The sequence below is a fragment of the Maribacter algae genome (assembly GCF_047345745.1).
In the GTDB taxonomy this organism is placed as follows: domain Bacteria; phylum Bacteroidota; class Bacteroidia; order Flavobacteriales; family Flavobacteriaceae; genus Maribacter.
In genome coordinates this window covers 188,134-208,647 of record NZ_JBLFES010000004.1, presented here as the reverse complement: position 1 = coordinate 208,647, position 20,514 = coordinate 188,134, and the positions used below count along the sequence as shown (strand labels likewise).

At 38.2% G+C, this 20,514-nt stretch carries 19 protein-coding genes; 16 read left to right on the top strand and 3 right to left on the bottom strand.

The features are described 5' to 3' along the window. Window positions 1-33 precede the first annotated feature (33 nt). The 8 genes from menD (at window position 34) to ACKWBX_RS15475 (ending at window position 8,690) form a co-directional block, all read left to right on the top strand. A complete protein-coding gene (gene menD, locus ACKWBX_RS15510; protein WP_413969635.1) occupies window positions 34-1,785 on the top strand; it encodes a 2-succinyl-5-enolpyruvyl-6-hydroxy-3-cyclohexene-1-carboxylate synthase in 1,752 nt (583 codons plus the stop codon). Window positions 1,786-1,822: 37 nt separating this feature from the next. Beyond that, window positions 1,823-2,161: a DUF2853 family protein gene (locus ACKWBX_RS15505; RefSeq protein WP_413969634.1), complete on the top strand. Its 339-nt coding sequence runs from the start codon at window positions 1,823-1,825 to the stop codon at window positions 2,159-2,161. Between the two features lie 107 nt (window positions 2,162-2,268). Further along, entirely contained in the window at window positions 2,269-3,105 is an 837-nt protein-coding gene (locus ACKWBX_RS15500; RefSeq protein ID WP_413969633.1) for a CvfB family protein, read from the top strand. A gap of 180 nt (window positions 3,106-3,285) precedes the next feature. After that, window positions 3,286-3,891: an SPOR domain-containing protein gene (locus tag ACKWBX_RS15495; RefSeq protein ID WP_413969632.1), complete on the top strand. Its 606-nt coding sequence runs from the start codon at window positions 3,286-3,288 to the stop codon at window positions 3,889-3,891. Then, entirely contained in the window at window positions 3,891-4,799 is a 909-nt protein-coding gene (menA, locus tag ACKWBX_RS15490) for a 1,4-dihydroxy-2-naphthoate octaprenyltransferase (RefSeq protein ID WP_413969631.1), read from the top strand. Before ACKWBX_RS15495 ends, menA begins: the two co-directional genes overlap by 1 nt. A 32-nt stretch (window positions 4,800-4,831) precedes the next feature. Beyond that, a complete protein-coding gene (locus ACKWBX_RS15485; RefSeq protein ID WP_413969822.1) occupies window positions 4,832-5,596 on the top strand; it encodes a LytR/AlgR family response regulator transcription factor in 765 nt (254 codons plus the stop codon). A gap of 415 nt (window positions 5,597-6,011) precedes the next feature. Continuing rightward, window positions 6,012-7,982, top strand: coding sequence for a sensor histidine kinase (locus ACKWBX_RS15480; protein ID WP_413969630.1), 1,971 nt, complete (start codon window positions 6,012-6,014; stop codon window positions 7,980-7,982). Window positions 7,983-8,009: 27 nt separating this feature from the next. Continuing rightward, window positions 8,010-8,690 carry a metal-dependent hydrolase gene (locus ACKWBX_RS15475; protein ID WP_413969629.1) on the top strand — a complete coding sequence of 227 codons (681 nt, stop codon included), beginning with the start codon at window positions 8,010-8,012 and terminating at the stop codon, window positions 8,688-8,690. On the opposite strand, the gene ACKWBX_RS15470 is transcribed toward ACKWBX_RS15475, so the two are convergent. Further along, window positions 8,683-9,468 carry an SDR family oxidoreductase gene (locus ACKWBX_RS15470; RefSeq protein ID WP_413969628.1) on the bottom strand — a complete coding sequence of 262 codons (786 nt, stop codon included), beginning with the start codon at window positions 9,466-9,468 and terminating at the stop codon, window positions 8,683-8,685. The two genes, ACKWBX_RS15475 and ACKWBX_RS15470, sit on opposite strands and share 8 nt — an antisense overlap. Before the next feature lie 54 nt (window positions 9,469-9,522). Here ACKWBX_RS15470 and ACKWBX_RS15465 point away from each other — a divergent pair, with 54 nt between their 5' ends. From ACKWBX_RS15465 to ACKWBX_RS15445, 5 genes are all read left to right on the top strand, one after another. Beyond that, window positions 9,523-10,575, top strand: a complete 1,053-nt coding sequence (locus ACKWBX_RS15465; RefSeq protein WP_413969627.1) for an o-succinylbenzoate synthase — start codon at window positions 9,523-9,525, stop codon at window positions 10,573-10,575. Continuing rightward, the gene (locus ACKWBX_RS15460; RefSeq protein WP_413969626.1) at window positions 10,566-11,531 is read left to right on the top strand and encodes a CPBP family intramembrane glutamic endopeptidase; all 966 of its coding nucleotides are present in this window, start codon (window positions 10,566-10,568) and stop codon (window positions 11,529-11,531) included. The genes ACKWBX_RS15465 and ACKWBX_RS15460 overlap by 10 nt, the downstream gene beginning before the upstream one ends. Continuing rightward, a complete protein-coding gene (locus ACKWBX_RS15455; protein WP_413969625.1) occupies window positions 11,509-12,597 on the top strand; it encodes an AMP-binding protein in 1,089 nt (362 codons plus the stop codon). The genes ACKWBX_RS15460 and ACKWBX_RS15455 overlap by 23 nt, the downstream gene beginning before the upstream one ends. Before the next feature lie 91 nt (window positions 12,598-12,688). Continuing rightward, the gene (locus tag ACKWBX_RS15450) at window positions 12,689-13,300 is read left to right on the top strand and encodes a TonB-dependent receptor plug domain-containing protein (RefSeq protein ID WP_413969624.1); all 612 of its coding nucleotides are present in this window, start codon (window positions 12,689-12,691) and stop codon (window positions 13,298-13,300) included. A gap of 73 nt (window positions 13,301-13,373) precedes the next feature. Continuing rightward, window positions 13,374-14,720, top strand: a complete 1,347-nt coding sequence (locus ACKWBX_RS15445) for a M24 family metallopeptidase (protein WP_413969623.1) — start codon at window positions 13,374-13,376, stop codon at window positions 14,718-14,720. Here ACKWBX_RS15445 and ACKWBX_RS15440 read toward each other — a convergent pair. Beyond that, window positions 14,717-16,345: an acyl-CoA carboxylase subunit beta gene (locus ACKWBX_RS15440; RefSeq protein ID WP_413969622.1), complete on the bottom strand. Its 1,629-nt coding sequence runs from the start codon at window positions 16,343-16,345 to the stop codon at window positions 14,717-14,719. The two genes, ACKWBX_RS15445 and ACKWBX_RS15440, sit on opposite strands and share 4 nt — an antisense overlap. Before the next feature lie 78 nt (window positions 16,346-16,423). Between ACKWBX_RS15440 and ACKWBX_RS15435 the strand changes: the two genes are divergently transcribed. The 3 genes from ACKWBX_RS15435 to ettA all read left to right on the top strand — a co-directional run bounded on the left by ACKWBX_RS15435 (window position 16,424) and on the right by ettA (window position 19,463). Beyond that, a complete protein-coding gene (locus ACKWBX_RS15435; protein ID WP_413969621.1) occupies window positions 16,424-17,398 on the top strand; it encodes a Gfo/Idh/MocA family protein in 975 nt (324 codons plus the stop codon). 75 nt (window positions 17,399-17,473) lie between these two features. Further along, window positions 17,474-17,656, top strand: coding sequence for a CAL67264 family membrane protein (locus ACKWBX_RS15430; RefSeq protein WP_413969620.1), 183 nt, complete (start codon window positions 17,474-17,476; stop codon window positions 17,654-17,656). Window positions 17,657-17,771: 115 nt separating this feature from the next. Next, window positions 17,772-19,463 (top strand): energy-dependent translational throttle protein EttA, encoded by a 1,692-nt coding sequence (gene ettA / locus ACKWBX_RS15425; RefSeq protein ID WP_413969619.1) that lies wholly within the window; start codon window positions 17,772-17,774, stop codon window positions 19,461-19,463. A gap of 228 nt (window positions 19,464-19,691) precedes the next feature. On the opposite strand, the gene ACKWBX_RS15420 is transcribed toward ettA, so the two are convergent. Then, a complete protein-coding gene (locus ACKWBX_RS15420) occupies window positions 19,692-20,507 on the bottom strand; it encodes an MBL fold metallo-hydrolase (RefSeq protein ID WP_413969618.1) in 816 nt (271 codons plus the stop codon). Window positions 20,508-20,514: the final 7 nt, after the last annotated feature.

The following is a 20,514-nucleotide window of genomic DNA, read 5'->3' as shown; positions in this document are numbered from 1 at the left end:
TTTAGAATCATACAGGTTGTATTTTTGTAGGTGATGAAGCATTCCTCTATTCCTTTGGCACAAACAGTGGTCGCCCATTGTCAAGCAAAAGGTATTTCCAATATTGTGATTTCCCCGGGTTCTAGAAATGCGCCTTTGACCATCTCTTTTACAGAGAATCCTTTTTTTAACTGTTATAGCATAGTTGATGAACGTTGTGCCGCTTTTTTCGCTTTGGGAATGGCACAACAATTACGGCAACCGGTAGCGGTTGTATGCACATCTGGCAGTGCACTTTTAAATTACTATCCCGCGGTGACCGAAGCCTTTTATAGTCAAATACCTTTGGTCATTATTTCGGCAGATCGGCCTTCCTATAAAATAGATGTTGGAGATGGGCAAACGATACGGCAGGATAACGTGTATCAAAGACATATTGGGTATTCTGCCAATTTGCAACAAGATGTAGTTCATGCCACAAACCGGATAAAACAATACAGACCGGAATGGATATCCAAAAAGGATATTTTAAAGATACAACAGGAGCGACAACAGTATAATGACGATGAACTGAATACGGCAATCAATCTGGCCACTCGGGAACTCCTTCCCATTCACATCAACGTACCTTTTGAAGAGCCGCTCTATGATTTTTTGGAAGCTCCCTCGGTAGCGCCCGACATCAATTTCACCGAAAGTAAAACAAGTGCAAAAATTGATTTTGATGAATTGAGGAATCTCTGGAGCAGGGCTAAAAGAAAAATGATTTTGGTAGGAGTCAATTTTCCAAATACGATTCAACAAGAACTACTTGATTTTGTTGGAATGGATGAATCGGTTCTTGTTTTTTCCGAAACAACTTCGAATTTGCATCACAAAAACTTTTTCAACAGTATAGATAGTGTCATTGCGCCCATTGAACTATTGGATGACAAGGAAGTCCTTTTTGATGACCTTAGACCGGAAATTCTAGTGACCTTTGGAGGACTCATCGTATCAAAAAAAATAAAGGCTTTTCTACGACAGCATCCTCCCGGACAACACTGGCATGTTGGCGGCGTTAAGGCAAACGATACCTTTTTTTGTTTGGACATTCATTTACAATGTAAACCGAACGAATTTTTAAAGGAATTATATATTGGGAATCCGAAAATAGAAAGTGACTATTTTCCAAGTTGGGACAAGGTAAAACAGACCTATAGGAGTAAAAGAAAAACATATCTGGAAAAAATTCCATTTTCCGACTTTTTGGTTTTTGAGCAAATTCTAAGAAGTATTCCAGATAAATATCAGTTGCAGCTGGCCAATAGTTCTACCGTGCGTTATGCGCAGCTCTGCGAGTTAAATCCAACCCTGAGAGTGTTCTGTAATAGGGGAACTAGTGGAATAGATGGGAGCACTTCTACGGCAATAGGTGCTTCACAAATAGGCAAGGAACCAACTTTGTTGATTACGGGGGACCTTAGTTTTTTCTACGATAGTAACGCCCTGTGGAACAATTATTTAAGAAAGGATTTCAGGATTATCGTCATTAATAATGGCGGTGGGGGAATTTTTAGAATTCTACCCGGCAAAGAGAACACGGATAATTTTGAAACCTATTTTGAAACAAAACATGAATTAAATGCTTCGGGTCTTTGCGAAACATTTAATATTGAATACCTAAAAGCGGATGATACAAATTCATTGACCAAAATTTTGGAATCCTTTTATGAAGAATCCAATACGTCAAGAATTCTCGAAATTTTCACTCCACGATTAAAGAATGATAAAATTTTGATGGATTACTTTCATTTTATATCTTAGGGCATATTAACCATTAATTTTAAAGACACTAAGAATTATGAGCAAACGAGATGAACTTATTGAAAAATATGCCGCGGACATCAAAGACAAATTTGGTGAAAGTGCAGATATGGATTTATTGACTAAAGTCACTGTAGGTTTAGGACCATCAATCTATAATTTAGACGCTTCAAAAGTTTCCGGAGGAGACGAAAAGGAGCTAGAAACCGTAAAAAATAATTATCTGGTAAAAAAACTAGGTCTTAAGGATAGTCCTGCTCTAATGGATGCCGTAAAATCTGTTTTGGATAAATACGGTTCTTCCAATAAGAACAAGCACAGAGCGGTAGTATACTATATGTTATGTAAACATTTTAACAAAGCTTCTGTGTACTAGAAAGCTTAACGTATATAAATTGGACCGTTCGCTCTCTAGCGGACGGTTTTTTTATGCACCTAATTTTACCTTACTATGATGGGTAATTAAAACGTAATTTTGCTCTTATGATAGAATTGGGAAGAACTAATAAATTGGAAATAGTAAGAGATACCAGTGTTGGTCTCTTTTTGAGCGATGGAAAAGGCCATGATGTCCTCTTGCCCAACAAATATGTGCCAAAAGATTATGAGATTGGGCAGCATATAGAAGTTTTTTGTTATCTGGATTATGATGAAAGACCCATAGCAACTACTTTGGAACCATACATTATGGTTGGAGAGTTCCGGTTGTTACAGGTAGCTGAAGTAAATGAATTCGGTGCATTTATGGAGTGGGGCCTTGAGAAACATCTTCTTGTGCCTTTTCGTGAGCAAAGGGATAAAATGAAACAGGGGCAGTGGTATGTTGTGCATTGTTACCTGGACCAACGCACCGGAAGATTGGTTGCCTCTAACAAATTGGATAAATTTTTAAGCAATGACAATCTCAATGTGAAGGAATGGGACGAGGTAGATTTAGTAGTTATTAGACAGACCGATTTAGGTTGGGAAGTCATTGTCAATGAAAAGCATAAAGGGTTGGTCTATTTTAATGAAGTATTCAAGACCATAAATATTGGGGATGTAATCCCGGGGTGCATCAAGAAAATCAGAAGCGATAATAAAATTGATATTTCGCTACAGCCATTGGGCAGTAGGGTCTTGGAGCCAGCAGCCAAAAAAATATATGAGACCTTAAAAGAGAATGGAGGATTTTTAGCATTACATGATAAGTCGGACCCAGAGGAAATCAGGGATATAATGCAGATGAGCAAGAAGACATTCAAAAAAGGATTGGGCACTTTATATAAAGAACGAAAAATTACATTGGAAAATGATGGTATAGCATTGGCCGAGGATTGATTTATGCTATTGTCAGAAAATTCTCAAATGATTGATTTTCAGTTTTGTATTGAAATTTTGTAGGTCTTTTATTGCAATAATTTGCTTTAAATCTTATTTTTGTGAAATTGAAAGGATTTTTATACAAATCACTTAATTTTTTGTTTACTTTTAGAACAACGTCCCACAAGATCAGTACACATGCCTTTTATAGAAGAAAGCGATTTATTAGAACTGCACAAGGATATTGATAAGGCCCAAATTATCAATGAACGACTTTTAGATCAAATCAAGTATAAGAACAAAGAGCTCAAGAAGAGTAAGATCCAACGCAATATTTTTGCTGGGATTACCACACTGTTCTTGATTGGTGGTTTAGCATTTACCTCCTTTACGGCCGGCATTAGTAGTTCAGGTGGTTTTGATAGAAACAATACCGATTTGGTGGTCACTTCTATTGATAGTTTGGAAGCGGTACGAACTCGAATGGACAATCTTAAGCAACAGAACGATGAATTGAGTTTGGTAAAAGAGTTCTATCTCGCAAAAGAGTTCCTTCAGAAAGAGAAAATTTACTCGGTTCAAGTGAAATCTTTTGTGGATAATAATGTAACGCTAGCTTCGGAAGCACTCACAAACACGTTATTTGTCAAAACGAATCCATTTTATTCCTATTCCCTTGGTAATTTTGAAACCTTAAAGGAAGCACAATCTTTTAGAAAACAATTAGTGGATATTGGTTTTGAAGATGCCTTTGTGGCCTCTTATAAGGATGGGAAACGTGTCCAGATAGAAGACCCGTATTAGTGTCAAAAATAGGTGCGTGGATAAACGCCGCGAGACTTAGAACATTACCTCTTTCAATTTCCGGAATACTTGTTGGGACAGGATTGGCATTGTATTATGGTGACTTCAGTTGGCCCATTTTCGTATTGGCAATATGTACTACGGTGGGGTTTCAGATTACCTCTAATTTTGCGAACGACTATGGTGATGGCGTAAAAGGCACCGATAATGATGATAGGGTCGGTCCTAAACGTGCTCTACAAAGTGGGTTATTAACAAGGAAATCTCTTAAAAAAGGGATTATCGTCTCCATCGTTATAAACGTTTTATTGGTACTTCTGCTTTTATATTTTTCGTTCAGCAAAGAAAATCTAGCGCTCATTATATTTTTTTTGGTGTTGGGAGCTTTGAGTATATGGGCGGCGATACGCTATACAGTTGGTGACTCTGCCTATGGCTATAGCGGCCTGGGTGATTTGTTTGTTTTTATCTTTTTTGGATTGGTGGGCGTTTTGGGATCTATGTTTTTGTACATAAAAACTATTCCGGTACTTTCGTTTTTACCGGCACTCGCTATAGGCTTGCTGAGCGTTGGGGTATTGAACCTTAATAATCTTAGGGACCATATTTCAGATAAGAAGGCCGGAAAAAATACGGTTGTGGTCAAGCTAGGTTTCGCAAAAGCCAAAAAATATCATTTATACTTATTGGGAATTTCGTTTTTTGGGTTATTGTCCTTTGTTGTGTTTACACATGATAGCGTACATCAGTTTATGTGCCTCATTGCTTATGTCCCGATTATAGTACATGCTATAAAGGTTAAAAAGACGGAATCGCCCGCTAGACTAGACCCAGAACTTAAAAAGTTGGCACTCAGTACTTTCTTACTGGCAATCCTGTTTTGTTTGGCATATCATAATTTTTTGTAATTTTGATACAAAACCATCTAAACCCCACACACTTGGAACAACCCATTAAAATTCTTATTGTTGAGGACAATGTTATCATCGCAGATGATATGCAATCTATGTTGGAAGAAATTGGCTATGAAATTGTAGACAACGTAATAGTCTATGAACAAGCCGTAGAAGTTTTAAAATCCCAGCAAGTTGATCTTGTTCTGATAGATATAATTCTTGCATCTGATAAGACGGGTATAGATTTGGGAAAACACATTCGAGAGAATTACGACATTCCCTTCATTTTTGTTACTTCCAACTCGGATAGGGCTACTGTAGAAAATGCCAAGACCGTAAAGCCTAACGGTTATTTGGTGAAGCCGTTTGAGCAACAGGATCTTTATACTTCAATAGAAATAGCGTTATCCAATTTTATCTATGGTAAACAGAATACTGGAGCGGTAAGCAATCCCAATGGCGAAATGGATGATGATGTCGCTATGTCAAATTCTATTTTGAAGGATTCCATTTTTGTAAAAAAACAACACCTATATTACAGAATTCAGTTTGAGGATATTCAATTTATAAAGGCTGATAATGTTTATTTAGAGGTAAATACGGTCGATAAAAAATTCTTGGTCAGATCGCCTTTAAAGGACTATTTGGAAAAACTCCCCAAGAAAAAATTTTACAGGGCCCATAAATCCTATATAGTAAATGTTGATCATATTGATGCAATCAATTCCAAGGATATTATGATCAATGAGACCTTGATTCCCATATCAAAAGACTTTAAAGAATTCATTATTTCCGCAATGAACTCTTGAAAGAGTTTTAGAGTAAAGCATACTTCTTTTTTCCGATTGAGTTTTCAATATTTTTTCGGGGATTATTTTTTGTATCCGTCCTATGAAATGCATAAAAACCCGACGAATAACTCAAATGCGGGGCTGAATTGATGTACACAACAAAATTGAGCACTTACACAACAATGCCAAAAAGAGCGTCTCTTCAAACAATATTTTTATTGCTGGCTTAATAATTTCCAAATTTTACTGATTTTTATCGTTAATCTTTGATTAATTGATGTTTTAGTTTGGAAAAAGTGGCATATTAACAACAGGATTATCACTCGTAGAAAAATTTATTTCCGTTGATATTGAAAATTTTTCAGTGGATCACAACAAAAGTTTATCTAAAACGTACATAATTTCTATGTTTGGATTCGCGTGTTTATATGATATGAAAAAGAACTTTCATTTTTTCACTCTTTTAGCAATCTGCTTGTTCATAACAGGCCAATCGGTAACAGCACAAGAACCTGCTACTGATGTGGATGAGGATTACTTTGAAGAGTTTCAAATTATTGAGGGAGTTGATGATCGTTCAACTTTTTTCTTCAGTACTCCAAATAGATATAATAAAAACTCTGCCTATGATTGGTTAGATACTGTAAACGTGTATTTAAGCAGTTCTAGAAAGGTTAACGATACAGTTTCGATTCAGAAATATGAACTGATTCAAGCTCAGATTTATTATGATCTTGGTGATTATGAAAAGAGTTTGGCACTGACAAAATCACTTTACGAAGAAATAGAAAGTTTTGACATAGATACCAAGGTGCTTCTTTTAGAGCTGATGGATAATAATTATTCCAAGTTGGAACTCTATGACAAGCAAATTGAAGTTCGTTTGCGCAAACGTGATTTGGGGCTTACCAAGAATGTAGCATTCTACGATATTTATTCAAGTCTTGGGCAGCACCGTAAAGCTATGCGGGATTACATGACCGAAGAAAAGAAAAACCTTGATGAAGATGATTTCCTAGCTCAAGCCAATTACAATAACAATATTGGCAACTATTTACGATTGGATAAGTCTACCCCAACTGCGATGACCTATTTTAAAAAGGCGGAAGCCTTATTGGAAGTTTATTTTAGTGATGTAATCAATCTGAGAACGGAACAAGAACTTACAAAAGCCAATTTATTGAAAGGGATTATTCTTGGTAACATAGGTAAGTGTCACGTACAATTAAAGGAATACAAAGAGGCTGTCCCGTATCTGGAAACAAGTATAGAAATTATTACGGAGTACAATAGCGGAAAATTTTCCTCTGAGTTGGTTGAAAATACGTTGGAAATAACGGATTGTCACTTACAGCTCAATGATTTCGCCAAGGCAACGGATTATTTGAGTAACGATATTGAGCCTAGAAAAGCAGAAAACATTCTCAAGAAAAACAGGCTATATGCGGCATATTATGATAAAACGGGTAACTATCAAAGTGCAACATCGTATTTAAAACAGAATATGAGAATACGGGATTCTTTGGATGCCAAAGAGTCCAATATCAAAAATCAGCAACTTACCGCAATCGTTACCCAAGAAGTGGAGTACTCCAAAAATATGATCGAAGAGCAGAAAAAAGCGCTCGAAAAATCAAGGAATGATATTCAGGAACGTGACCGGAACATCAGTTTGGTCTTCATTTCCTTAATATTTACGCTGATGGGTTTTGCTGGGTTGGTCTATGCCTATTTAAAAAGTATCAAGAATCAACGTTTGATAGCGGAGCAGAAACACATTATTGAAAGTTCTCTGGTAGAAAAGGATTCACTCTTAAAAGAAATTCATCATAGGGTAAAGAACAACCTTCAAATGGTTTCCAGTTTGTTGAGCCTACAAACTAAAAATACCAGAAGCAAGGCGGCTATTGTTGCCTTGGAGGAGGGCAAGAGCAGGGTAAAGGCAATGGCACTGATTCATCAGAAACTATATCAGAACGAAGACTTATCCGTTATTGAAATGCAGGGTTATATTGAAAGTTTGATAAACAGCGTTCAATCGGTTTATAAAAAAGGAGGGCATAATATTAATATTAGCGTAGATGCCGAAGGTGTAGAGTTAGATATTGATAGGGCCATCCCTTTTGGATTAATTCTGAACGAACTGGTTTCCAATTCTTTTAAATACGCATTCCCGAATGATGAGGATAACGGTAAAATTTATATTCATCTGCGTAAAATGATTGGACAAGAAGGTTTCTTTGAATATACGGATAACGGTATAGGCCTCCCCAAGGACACTGAGGAACGGGCAAGTTCTTCTATGGGAATACGGTTAATGAACAGGCTTGCCAATCAGTTGCAAACTACTTTAAATACGGATGAAACTGCGGAAGGAGTTCGTTTTTGGTTCAATTTTAAATAAATTTGGGGAACACTTATTTTTTAGAGAATGAAAATAACTTTTCTAGGCCATGCAGGTCTCTACCTTGAATTTGATTCTTATTCCATAGTGGTTGATCCCTTTATTTCGGGGAATGAAAAAGCCAAGGAAAAAGTAAATATGGACGAGCTAAACCCTGACTTTATTTTGGTGACCCATGCACATCAAGATCATATCCTGGATGTATCCGCCATTGCAAAAAAATCCGATGCTACTATTGTAAGTAACTATGAGATTGCCATGTACTTTCAGGCGAAAGGCTTAAAAGTACATCCTATGAATCATGGAGGCAAAAGGCAATTTGATTTCGGTACCGTAAAATATACCAATGCAATCCACACTTCTTCTTTTGAAGACGGCACATATGGAGGGCAGCCTGGCGGTTTCATAGTCCAAACCGACAAAAAATGCATTTACATAGCGGGCGATACGTCCTTAACTATGGATATGAAATTGATACCCATGTCCTATGCTTTGGATTTAACCATTTTACCAATTGGGGATAATTTCACTATGGGTATAGATGATGCTATCAGTGCCTCCAGTTTTGTAGAATGTTCAAATGTATTGGGATATCATTTTGATACTTTTGGGTATATTGAAATTGACCATGCCGAGGCCATTTCAAAATTTGAAAAAGCAGGCAAAAAACTTCATTTATTGGACATAGGCGCTTCCATGACTATTTAACGGCACTTTTCAATACTACACGATGCAGCAGTCTGGGAAAAAATCGTTTTAAGTAAACGGCCATAATTTCTTTTCCGCCAATATTGACTTCAAACTTCCTTTTTTGGATAGCCTTTATGATTTTTTTGGCACATTTTGCAACATGCATTCCATTGGCCGTAGCCTCATCTTGCTTTTTTTGCCTTGTTCCATCAGCTGTTAAAGCGTTTTTGGCAACATCGGTATTAATAAATCCTGGACAAATCAAGGTTACATTGATATTATCCTTTTCATGCTCCATTCTAAGCACATCAAAAAAGCCATGCAATGCGTGTTTTGCACCACAATAACCGGACCGGTAAGGTGACCCAAACTTTCCCATTAGGCTTGTAATAGTCGTAAAATGACCTGTTTTTCGAGCAATGAAATGAGGTAAAATCGATTTTGATAAACATATGGTACCCAGGTAATTGACTTCAATCATTTTTTGAAACACTTCAAATTTGGTATCTAAGATGAGTGAACGTTGGCTTAGACCGCCATTGTTGATGAGCATATCTACATGTCCATAAAATTCAATGGCTTTTTTGGTTTTTGCTGGAAGTTGATCGGTTTGGGTGAGGTCCAAGGGCAAAATGGCTACATGGTCAGGAAGGTTAGAGTTCTTTTTTACTTCGGCGAGGACCTTTTCCCTTCTGGCCGAAATGATAAGTTTACAGCCAATCTCGTTCAGTTGGTAGGTCAACGCCTCTCCAATGCCGGATGATGCCCCTGTAATCCAAACCACTTTTCCTTTCATACGTATGGCGTTGTTATTTTAACAGTCAAAATATACCTAAATTTGATGGATTGAATGGAGGCTAACTACAAAAAATACACTTTACACTTTAAAAGGCCGGGCGGCACCTCTAGAGGGGTATTGCATACCAAAGACACCTATTTTCTAATACTAAAGGACGGAAATAAATTTGGAATTGGGGAATGTGGACTGTTTAGAGGACTCAGTTATGATGATGTTCCTGAATATGAGGAGAAATGCAGGTGGATTGTAGAACATATTCATCTGGGAAAAAACATTTTGCTTTCTCAATTACAGGCTTTTCCTAGTATTCAATTCGGTGTGGAGCAAGCTTTTATGTCTTTTCATTCAGAAAATCCTTTTCATCTTTTTGATTCCTCTTTCTTGAATAAAAAAGAACCTATAGCCATCAATGGTCTGGTATGGATGGGAGATGTTGATTTTATGCACGATCAAATTCAAGAAAAGTTAGAAGATGGATTTGATTGCATAAAGATGAAAATCGGGGCTATCGATTTTAAAAAAGAACTAAAATTATTGGAGTCTATACGTGAAAGGTTTTCCAAAGAGAAAATAGAACTTCGCGTGGATGCCAATGGAGCTTTTGCTCCCGAAGAAGCATTGGATAAATTGGCTACTCTTGCCAAACTTGATCTGCATTCCATAGAACAACCTATAAAACAGGGCAACTGGTTGCAGATGAAATCCTTGTGTGCAAAGACATCGTTACCGATTGCCTTGGACGAAGAATTAATTGGGATACTGGATGTAACGGAAAAAGAAAAACTGCTACTAACCATAAAACCACAATATATTATTTTAAAGCCGAGTTTAGTAGGCGGTTTTCGAGGAAGTGAAGAATGGATAGGTTTAGCAGAAAAGTTGGGTATTGCCTGGTGGATTACCAGTGCTTTGGAAAGTAATATTGGATTGAACGCCATTGCCCAATGGACGGCTATCTTGGATAGTAAAATGCCGCAGGGACTTGGAACAGGTTCTCTTTTCACCAATAATATTGAAAGTCCTTTGGAAGTGAAGCATGGAGGATTGTATTATGATCAGCATAAAAGATGGAACGAAAATTTAATTAAGGAAATATGTATATAGAACAAGCGTTTAAAGGCTTAAGTGAAGGGTGGAGATATATTTTAGGAATCTTTGTAGTGTTTGTAGCATGGCAATTTATCGGTGGAGTTCCATTGGTGGCGGCTTTGCTCATGAAGTCCGATTCTTTGGCAATCTTGGCAAGTGGCGATATGGGAACCATGTCAAATATTTTGGGTACTAATACATTTTTGTTTTTCATGCTTTTGACATTTGCAATAGGATTGGTTTCTCTCTTCCTTTTTGTAAAATTTGTTCATAAACAAACGATTTCGTCGCTGACTACGTCTAGAAAAAAGATTGATTGGAAAAGAATAGGTTTCGCCTTTACACTTTGGTCCATCATTTCTGTAATCTTCATTTTGATCGATATCTATTTTTCACCGGAAGATTACGAATTTAACTTTCAATTGATTCCGTTTTTAATTTTAGCCTTGATTGCAGTTATAATGATTCCTATACAGACAAGTATGGAAGAATACTTTATGCGCGGCTACATGATGCAAGGTTTAGGTGTAATGACTAAGAGTAGACTTTTCCCGTTACTATTTACATCTTTACTTTTTGGATTATTACATATTCTAAATCCTGAAGTTCAAAAACTTGGATATGGTATCATGGTCTTTTATATAGGCACCGGATTCTTTTTAGGGATTTTAACACTTATGGACGAAGGTTTGGAATTGGCATTGGGATTTCATGCCGCTAATAATTTAACGGCCGCTTTGTTGGTTACTGCGGATTGGACAGCCTTTCAAACCGATTCTGTTTACAGGGACGTTTCCGACCCGGTTTTAGGATGGGATGTTTTAATACCCGTCTTTGTGATTTTTCCTATTCTCTTGTTGATTTTTTCAAAAAAATACAAATGGACCAACTGGAAAGAGCGTCTAACAGGCAAAGTACTTTCTAGGGAAGCGTTTTTAGCGCAAGACAATGCCGATATTGAATCAGTTTAACGTACATCCCAGATTTAAATTAAATGGGACTTCATTAAGTAACGAAGACCTCCTTGTTGTGGGTTACGGTTATACCAAGACGGGGGAGGACTTTGAAAAAAGTATTGGTCATTTCTTATTGGACTGGTGTAACGAAAGCGATGAACTCGTCGTTAAAACATCTGGCTCTACAGGCGTTCCAAAACATATACATTTGCTTAAAAAACATATGGTAAACTCCGCCTTGGCAACAGGTGATTTTTTTAACCTAGAGCCAGGTGATACCGCTTTTAACTGTCTTCCTTCTAATTTCATTGCCGGAAAAATGATGTTGGTGCGCGCCATGGTTTTGGGCTTGGAAATAGATTGTGTTGCACCTAGTAAATACCCTCTTGAAAACAATAAAAAAACATATGATTTTAGTGCGATGGTTCCTCTGCAGTTACGGAATTCACTTAAGGATATCAATTGCATTAAAACACTGATTGTTGGTGGTACCCCGTTAACGAAAAATCTTAAATACGAAGTTCAGAAAAAAAATACAAAGGTTTACGAGACCTATGGCATGACGGAAACCATTACGCATGTAGCAGTAAAGAAGGTCAATAATTTTGATGATAAAGATCAAAGTGTGGTAAACCCTTTTCGAGCATTGCCAAACGTATCTTTTTCAAGGGATAAACTCGATTGTTTGATTATTGATGCTCCGAAAATCTCCGTTCAAAAAGTAGTAACGAACGATATTGTAGACCTAATTTCCGATACGGAGTTTGTATGGTTGGGAAGACATGATAACATTATCAATTCCGGGGGGATAAAACTCATACCCGAACAAATAGAAAATGCGTTGGCACAAGTCATTAGGAATAGGTTTTTTGTAGCAGGAGTTCAAGATGATATGTTTGGAGAAAAACTAATCCTTCTAGTCGAAGGCCAAAAAGAGTCGGATTTATTAGAAAAAATAAAAGCTTCCAAAAAACTCTCAAAGTATGAACTGCCCAAAGAGATTTTCTTTTTGGCTCAATTTAAAGAGACGGATACTGGAAAAGTAAACCGATCAAAAACTATTAAAACGCTTCAAAGGTAGTTTTACGCATCCAAAGGGGAGTTTCCCTAATCGACACTTTATAATTTAGGTATGGCGATGTAGGTTTGTTTAAAAATTAAACATAATCGACATGAAAAGAATATTTACTACCCTCTTACTATCCTTTAGTTTTCTAGTTAGTTATTCCCAGACTGAAACTTCAACTGAGAAAAATGATGTTGTTAAAATTAGATGCGGCACTTCTTTAAATTATGAAAATGAACCATTATATATTATTAATGGTGTACCCTTGAATGGGGAAGAAGCGTTAAAAGAAATAAACCCCGAGGATATCGCTTCAATTTCAATCTTGAGAGATCCTGATGCTTTAAGCTGTTATGGTGCGGCAGGTAAAAACGGAGTGGTACTCATTCAAACTGAAACCAACAAAATCAAAAAATGTTCTGAAAAGTCGTATCCGTTCAAAGTTCATTGTATAACGAATAACAATTGGATGACACAGCAGGATATGTATATTGAATTGGAAGTAAGGGTGCCTTCGCTAAGGATACAAAATAAAAACGCGTTGACTTTGCCACCTTCTATCCAGATGAGAGGTGACGACAATACAATAGTTATCGTGGATGGGGTCAGGTATGATGCTTCTATTTTAAATACTTTGAATCCTCAGGATATTGAATCGGTTAAAGTGGCTCCTTCCGTAGCTGCTACCAATTATTTTTTGAGTGGTTTTAGACAATAATTCAAAACGTACTTTCAAGATATAGTGGTTTTTTCAAGCGGTTTATTTTGTATTTTCAGATAAAATAAAACCAATGAAAAAACTACTCTTTTTGTTTTGTTTCGCATTGATTCAGTCTTTATGGGCCCAACAAATACTACCGGAACGGCAAAGAGCCCAAGTGGTGGATGAAATTCTGGAAGAAAGATTCAATTCCCTTTTGCCGGAGCTTATGGATACCACCGGTATTGATATGTGGATTATTATTTCGAGGGAATATAATGAAGACCCCGTAATCAAAACAATGCTTCCCGCAACATGGCTGAACGCGAGGAGAAGAACTATTCTATTATTTTACAGGAACAAATCTAAAAATACGATTGAGAAATTAGCGGTCGCGCGTTATAATGTGGGTAAGAATATTGTTTCGGCTTGGGACAAGGAAAAGGAGCCAAACCAATGGAAACGACTTATACAGCTTATCTCCGAACGAAACCCACAGAAAATAGGTCTTAATTTTTCCAAAGACCATAACATTGCAGATGGTCTGGATAAAACGGATTATGACGAGTTCATGGAGAATCTCCCGAAAACGTATCATAAAAAAGTAGTTTCGGCAGAACAATTGGCGGTCCGGTGGATAGAAACCCGAACTGAAAGGGAGATGGTTATTTATAATCAATTAGTTGATATAACCCATGATATAATTGCCGAGGCTTTTTCCGAAAAAGTCATTACCCCCGGAGTGACAACAACCACAGAAGTAGAGTGGTGGATGCGCCAAAAAGTAACGGACTTAGGGTTGGAAACTTGGTTTCATCCCACTGTAGATGTGCAGCGCTCCAAAGAGGAATTGGTAAGTCATTTGTATTCATTTTCGGGCCGCCCGGACAATATGGTTATCCTTCCAGGGGATTTATTGCATTGCGATTTTGGGATTACTTATCTGAGACTCAACACGGATTGTCAGGAATTGGCCTATGTGCTGAAACCCAAAGAGCATTCCGCCCCGGATTTTCTTGTGAATGGATTGAAGGACGGAAACAAAGTCCAAGACTTTTTGACCACAAACATGATAAAGGGAAGAACCGGAAATCAAATATTGGCAAATGCGCTATCCGATGCCAAAGCTGCTGGGCTAAGACCGTCCATTTATACACACCCTTTGGGACTATATGGGCATTCCGCAGGAACTACGATCGGTATGTGGGATTCCCAAGGCGGCGTTATGAAAGATGATGGGGAGAACTACCCACTGAACCCAAATACGGTCTATGCAATAGAATTGAATACGACCATTACTATATCGGAATGGAACAGGGATATTAGGATTATGCTAGAAGAAGCAGGCTTTTATGGAGAAGACGAATTTAGATATGTGAATGGAAGGCAAACTGAGTTATTATTGATACCACGAGTTAAGGAGCAGTTAGGGAATTAAACTTGCAAAATTCCCATATTAAACTGTTTCTCGATGGGAGCATGATTTGCGGCTTCGATGCCCATGGAAATCCATTTTCGGGTATCCAAAGGGTCTATAACGGCATCTGTCCATAAACGTGCAGCAGCATAGTATGGAGAGACTTGCGCATCATAACGTTGTTTGATTTTATCAAATAACTCTTTTTCTTTTTTCTCGGTAATGGTTTCCCCTTTCTTTTTTAAGGAAGCGGTTTCAATCTGTAATAATACTTTTGCCGCGGAATTACCGCTCATTACGGCAAGCTCGGCACTTGGCCAAGCTATTATAAATCTTGGGTCATAGGCTTTGCCACACATGGCATAATTTCCCGCACCATAGCTATTCCCGATGACAACGGTAAATTTTGGCACTACGGAATTACTAACGGCATTTACCATTTTGGCACCATCTTTTATAATGCCGCCGTGTTCACTTTTACTACCGACCATGAACCCCGTTACGTCTTGTAAAAAAACCAATGGAATTTTTTTCTGATTGCAATTTGCAATAAAGCGGGTGGCTTTATCAGCAGAGTCGGAATAAATGACACCGCCAAATTGCATTTCCCCTTTTTTCGTCTTTACCACTTTTCTTTGATTGGCAACTATGCCCACGGCCCAACCATCAATACGTGCGTAACCTGTAAGTATACTTTGCCCATAACCGTCTTTATAGGCTTCAAATTCCGAATTGTCAACTAGTCTTCTGATGATTTCCATCATGTCATACTGTTCCGCTCTTGAGCTAGGTAGGATGCCATATATTTCCTCCTGTTTTTCAACAGGTTTTGTACTCTTGGCCCGGTTAAAACCTGCTTTTGGGTTGTCGCCAATTTTATCCATGATATTTTTTATGGTGTCCAAGGCTGCTGCATCGTCTTCGCATTTATAATCGGTCACACCACTTATTTCACAGTGTGTTGTGGCACCGCCCAAAGTTTCGTTGTCAATGCTTTCGCCAATAGCGGCTTTCACCAAATAACTACCTGCTAAAAAGATGCTTCCGGTTTTGTTGACAATAAGGGCCTCATCGCTCATTATAGGAAGGTATGCGCCACCGGCAACACAACTGCCCATGACAGCCGAAATCTGTGTGATTCCCATACTGCTCATAATGGCATTGTTCCTAAAAATACGCCCAAAGTGTTCCTTATCAGGGAAAATCTCATCCTGTAAGGGCAAATAAACACCGGCACTGTCCACCAAGTAAATAATGGGGATTTTATTTTCAATGGCAATTTCCTGTGCCCTTAGGTTTTTCTTAGCAGTGATGGGAAACCAGGCCCCTGCTTTCACCGTTGCATCATTGGCGACTACAACACATTGTTTTTTGGAGATATATCCTATTTTTACGACAACGCCACCGGAAGGGCATCCACCGTGTTCCTCATACATGCCATCACCAACCAAAGCTCCTATCTCAATGCGTTCGGAATTATTATCCAATAGATAATCGATACGTTCACGAGCGGTCATTTTACCTTTTTCACGATGCTTGTCTATTCTTGCTTTTCCTCCACCTAGATGAACTTTTGCCAGTCGTTTTTTAAGCTCGGAAAGCATTAATTTGTTCGTATCCTCATTCTTATTGAACTTGATATCCATTCTTCTATCGCTTTAGTTCGATAAAGATAAGGAGTAAAATTGACTACATTTGAAAAAACCAAAAGCACAAATAGAACAATGATTAGATGGGGGATTGCCGGAGCTGGCAATATTGCAAATACCTTTGCGAAAGATCTAAGTTTGGTAGCGGAAAATGAACTGGTGGCCGTTACTTCAAGAAGTTTGGAAAAAGCTAAGAAATTTGCGGGAACTTATAATGCTACTCATGCATTTGGCAGTTATCAGGAGCTTTTTGAAAGTGATACGGTAGATGTTGTTTACATCGCTACGCCACATACTTCCCACGCTCAAATGAGTATTGCGGCCATGTCCCAAAACAAACATGTTTTGTGTGAAAAACCATTGGGAGTGAATAGTGCAGAGGTTCATAAAATGATTTCTGTCGCGAAAAAAAATAATGTTTTTCTGATGGAAGCCTTATGGACCAGATTTAATCCAACAATCCTAAAAGTGAAAGAACTCATTGAAAACGGGGCAATAGGAGATGTCGGGTACTTACATGCGGATTTTGCATTTTACGGATTGGACCGAGATGAAAAAGGAAGGTTATTGAATCCGGACTTGGCAGGCGGTTCCGTGTTGGATATCGGTATTTATCCCATATTCTTGAGTTATCTGCTTTTGGGTATGCCGGAAGAGATTATAGCGAAATCAAAATTTTTCAAAACGGGAGCGGAAATTCAAACAGCTATGTTGTTCGAGTATGAGAATGCCCAAGCCATGCTCTATAGCGGTCTGAGTTCCAATGCTGAAATGAAGGCAAAAATTACCGGAAGTAAAGGTTCCATATATATTAAACCAAGGTGGCATGAGGCCACAGGTTTTATTTTGGAAAAGGATGGTGAAACCAAGGACATGCAAATCGGTAAGCGGGGTAAAGGATACACCTACGAGATAAAAGAAGTACAGCACTGTTTGGAACAAGGAAAAAAAGAGAGCCAACGCTGGAGCCATAAGAACAGTATGGATTTGTGCAAGCTTTTGGATACGGTTCGAGAAAAATCGGGGATTAAATTCCCTTTTGAATCATAAACTCTTCAAATTCATACCAAGTATTTTTCAAAAATCACGATATTTGAAATTACCACTAACTAAAACTGAAGAGAAATGGGGATGAATAAAAATACGGTATTGGCATGGGCCACTTTTATAATGATTTTTGTAGGCTTTGCCTTGATAGGACTTGGTGCATTCAGATATGATGATGTAGCAGGTTGGGGATTTGCCTCTGTCGGTATTGGTTTCTTTGCCATTGCGTGGGTTTTTAATGCCTTGAAGGGAAGGGTATGAAAAGGTTGTAAGTCTATATGTTCCAAGTTCATGTAGGATACTGATACTCATAGTTCTCATTACAACTCAAATATTTTAAATAAAATCTTCAACTCATAAACAAACAAATACACAAATGAGCGACGATAAGAAAGTCATTTTCTCAATGTCCGGGGTGACCAAAACCTATAAAAATGCAAACACTCCCGTTCTAAAAAATATATACCTGAGCTTTTTTTATGGGGCTAAAATCGGAATCCTTGGTCTCAATGGTTCAGGGAAGTCTACCTTGTTAAAAATAATAGCTGGAGTCGATAAAAATTTTCAGGGCGATGTCGTTTTTTCGCCCGGGTACAAGGTAGGATACCTTGAACAGGAACCACAACTGGATGAAGACAAAACGGTTTTAGAAGTGGTAAAAGAAGGTGTTGCGGAGACCGTTGCCATTCTTGACGAATACAATAAGATCAATGATATGTTCGGATTGCCGGAAGTCTATGAAGATGCTGATAAGATGCAGAAATTAATGGACAAGCAAGCTGTACTTCAGGATAAAATTGATGCTTCCAACGCTTGGGAATTGGACACAAAGCTAGAAATAGCAATGGATGCCCTTCGTACACCGGAAGCGGATAAAAAGATAGGTGTACTCTCCGGAGGGGAGCGGCGTAGGGTTGCATTATGTAGATTGTTGTTACAGGAACCGGAAATATTATTGTTGGATGAGCCCACCAACCATTTGGACGCGGAATCGGTGCATTGGTTGGAGCATCATTTGGCCCAATACAAAGGAACGGTCATTGCCGTGACCCATGATCGATATTTCTTGGATAATGTGGCAGGATGGATTTTAGAGCTGGACAGGGGAGAAGGCATTCCATGGAAAGGAAATTATTCTTCTTGGTTGGAACAAAAATCAAAACGTCTGGAGCAGGAGTCCAAAACGGCTTCTAAAAGGCAAAAAACCTTGGAACGAGAACTGGAATGGGTACGTCAAGGTGCCAAGGGAAGACAGACCAAGCAGAAAGCCCGACTCAAAAATTACGATAAGTTAATGAGTCAAGATCAAAAACAGTTGGATGAAAAATTAGAAATTTATATTCCCAACGGCCCACGTTTAGGAACCAATGTGTTGGAAGCGAACGGGGTGAGCAAAGCCTATGGGGATAAGCTATTGTATGAAGATTTAAATTTTACTCTTCCGCAAGCTGGCATTGTTGGCGTAATTGGACCCAATGGGGCCGGTAAAACTACTATTTTCAGGATGGTGATGGGAGAAGAAGCCCCGGACAAAGGTTCTTTTAAAGTGGGAGATACTGCTAAGATTGCCTACGTAGACCAAAGTCACTCTAATATTGACCCGGAAAAAACAATCTGGCAAAATTTCAGTGATGAGCAGGAATTAATAATGATGGGAGGGCGACAAGTAAACTCTAGAGCTTATTTGAGTCGGTTCAATTTTTCCGGAAGTGAACAGAATAAAAAGGTAAATATGCTTTCTGGTGGGGAGCGCAATCGACTTCATCTGGCAATGACCTTAAAAGAGGAAGGGAACGTACTGCTTTTGGATGAGCCTACCAATGATTTGGATGTGAACACATTGCGAGCCTTGGAAGAAGGTTTGGAGAATTTTGCGGGCTGTGCGGTGGTCATTTCCCACGACAGATGGTTTTTAGATAGGATATGTACCCATATCTTGGCTTTTGAAGGGGATTCCCAGGTCTATTTCTTTGAAGGTTCTTTTTCCGATTATGAGGAAAATAAAAAGAAACGATTGGGTGCAGATATCATGCCGAAACGTATTAAGTATAAGAAATTGATTCGTTAGGAATAACTTAAGTTTAAAATATAGAAAGAGAGCGGAACCCACAGGGTTCCGCTCTCTTTTTGTTTGGAATTATTGTGAAATTACTGTTTTAGCGGTTTTTTGATTGTTTCCTGAATCTGGTCTTCAATCTTGGCCTTGTTCCCTACAGCGATTAAAGCCATATGTTTAGGTTTGATATACTTTTGGTGATTTCCTGAACTTTTTCAGGGGTGACCGCATATATATAAGCTAATAATCATTATTAGGGTACCAATCCATTTGTACAACTTTAATCTCGGAATCGCCTTTATTCACTAGGTTTCTAAAAATGGAAACATCACTTACATCTGGTCTTCCCCTATAGTGATACGGATATACTTCCGCTGGTTTAAATTCCAGAACAGCATCTGCGGCACTTTTTGGGGTCATTGTGTAGGGCAAGTTCATACAGATAAAAGCCTTGTCTATATTTTCAAGTGCCCGCATTTCTGGAATATCCTCCGTATCTCCCGAGAAATAGATTCGTTCACCATCCATATTCAGAACATATCCGTTTCCTCTCCCTTTTTTATGAAATTTAAGTGCTTCTTCCCTTAAGTTGTACATTGGGATAGCTTCCACAAGAATGCCATAGCGTTCTTTGGTATCGCCGTTGTTTAAGATATCCAATTGAGGTGTAAAGCTGTCCGGCATTTTATCGGCTACGGTCTGGGGAACCATGATTTTGGCTTTAGAAGTGTTCAAGGCCTCCAATGTTTCTAGGTTAAAGTGGTCTCCGTGAATATCCGTAATCAATATCAAATCAGGTTTATTATAGGTCGAAAATGTTTCCGCTCCCCCTACAGGGTCAACATAGATAGTGATATTGTTCCATTGCAGAACAGCTGTTGCATGTTCAATCGGTATGATTTCAACATCGGAGCTCGTTTTTTTAGAAACGGGTGTTTCACTTTCCAATGTTTCTATGTCTGTATTTGCAGTGGTTTCCTTTTTTTTCGAATTTTCCTTACAGGAAATCGTTATGGTAAATAAAGTAATCAGTAAGTAACGGACTTTCGTTTTCATTGGATGT

Coding starts and splice junctions, on each gene's coding strand:
- menD (WP_413969635.1), top strand. CDS start 34: ATGAAGCATTCCTCTATTCCTTTGGCACAAACAGTGGTCGCCCATTGT.
- ACKWBX_RS15505 (WP_413969634.1), top strand. CDS start 1,823: ATGAGCAAACGAGATGAACTTATTGAAAAATATGCCGCGGACATCAAA.
- ACKWBX_RS15500 (WP_413969633.1), top strand. CDS start 2,269: ATGATAGAATTGGGAAGAACTAATAAATTGGAAATAGTAAGAGATACC.
- ACKWBX_RS15495 (WP_413969632.1), top strand. CDS start 3,286: ATGCCTTTTATAGAAGAAAGCGATTTATTAGAACTGCACAAGGATATT.
- ACKWBX_RS15480 (WP_413969630.1), top strand. CDS start 6,012: ATGAAAAAGAACTTTCATTTTTTCACTCTTTTAGCAATCTGCTTGTTC.
- ACKWBX_RS15475 (WP_413969629.1), top strand. CDS start 8,010: ATGAAAATAACTTTTCTAGGCCATGCAGGTCTCTACCTTGAATTTGAT.
- ACKWBX_RS15470 (WP_413969628.1), bottom strand. CDS start 9,468: ATGAAAGGAAAAGTGGTTTGGATTACAGGGGCATCATCCGGCATTGGA.
- ACKWBX_RS15465 (WP_413969627.1), top strand. CDS start 9,523: ATGGAGGCTAACTACAAAAAATACACTTTACACTTTAAAAGGCCGGGC.
- ACKWBX_RS15460 (WP_413969626.1), top strand. CDS start 10,566: ATGTATATAGAACAAGCGTTTAAAGGCTTAAGTGAAGGGTGGAGATAT.
- ACKWBX_RS15455 (WP_413969625.1), top strand. CDS start 11,509: ATGCCGATATTGAATCAGTTTAACGTACATCCCAGATTTAAATTAAAT.
- ACKWBX_RS15450 (WP_413969624.1), top strand. CDS start 12,689: ATGAAAAGAATATTTACTACCCTCTTACTATCCTTTAGTTTTCTAGTT.
- ACKWBX_RS15445 (WP_413969623.1), top strand. CDS start 13,374: ATGAAAAAACTACTCTTTTTGTTTTGTTTCGCATTGATTCAGTCTTTA.
- ACKWBX_RS15440 (WP_413969622.1), bottom strand. CDS start 16,345: ATGGATATCAAGTTCAATAAGAATGAGGATACGAACAAATTAATGCTT.
- ACKWBX_RS15435 (WP_413969621.1), top strand. CDS start 16,424: ATGATTAGATGGGGGATTGCCGGAGCTGGCAATATTGCAAATACCTTT.
- ACKWBX_RS15430 (WP_413969620.1), top strand. CDS start 17,474: ATGGGGATGAATAAAAATACGGTATTGGCATGGGCCACTTTTATAATG.
- ettA (WP_413969619.1), top strand. CDS start 17,772: ATGAGCGACGATAAGAAAGTCATTTTCTCAATGTCCGGGGTGACCAAA.
- ACKWBX_RS15420 (WP_413969618.1), bottom strand. CDS start 20,507: ATGAAAACGAAAGTCCGTTACTTACTGATTACTTTATTTACCATAACG.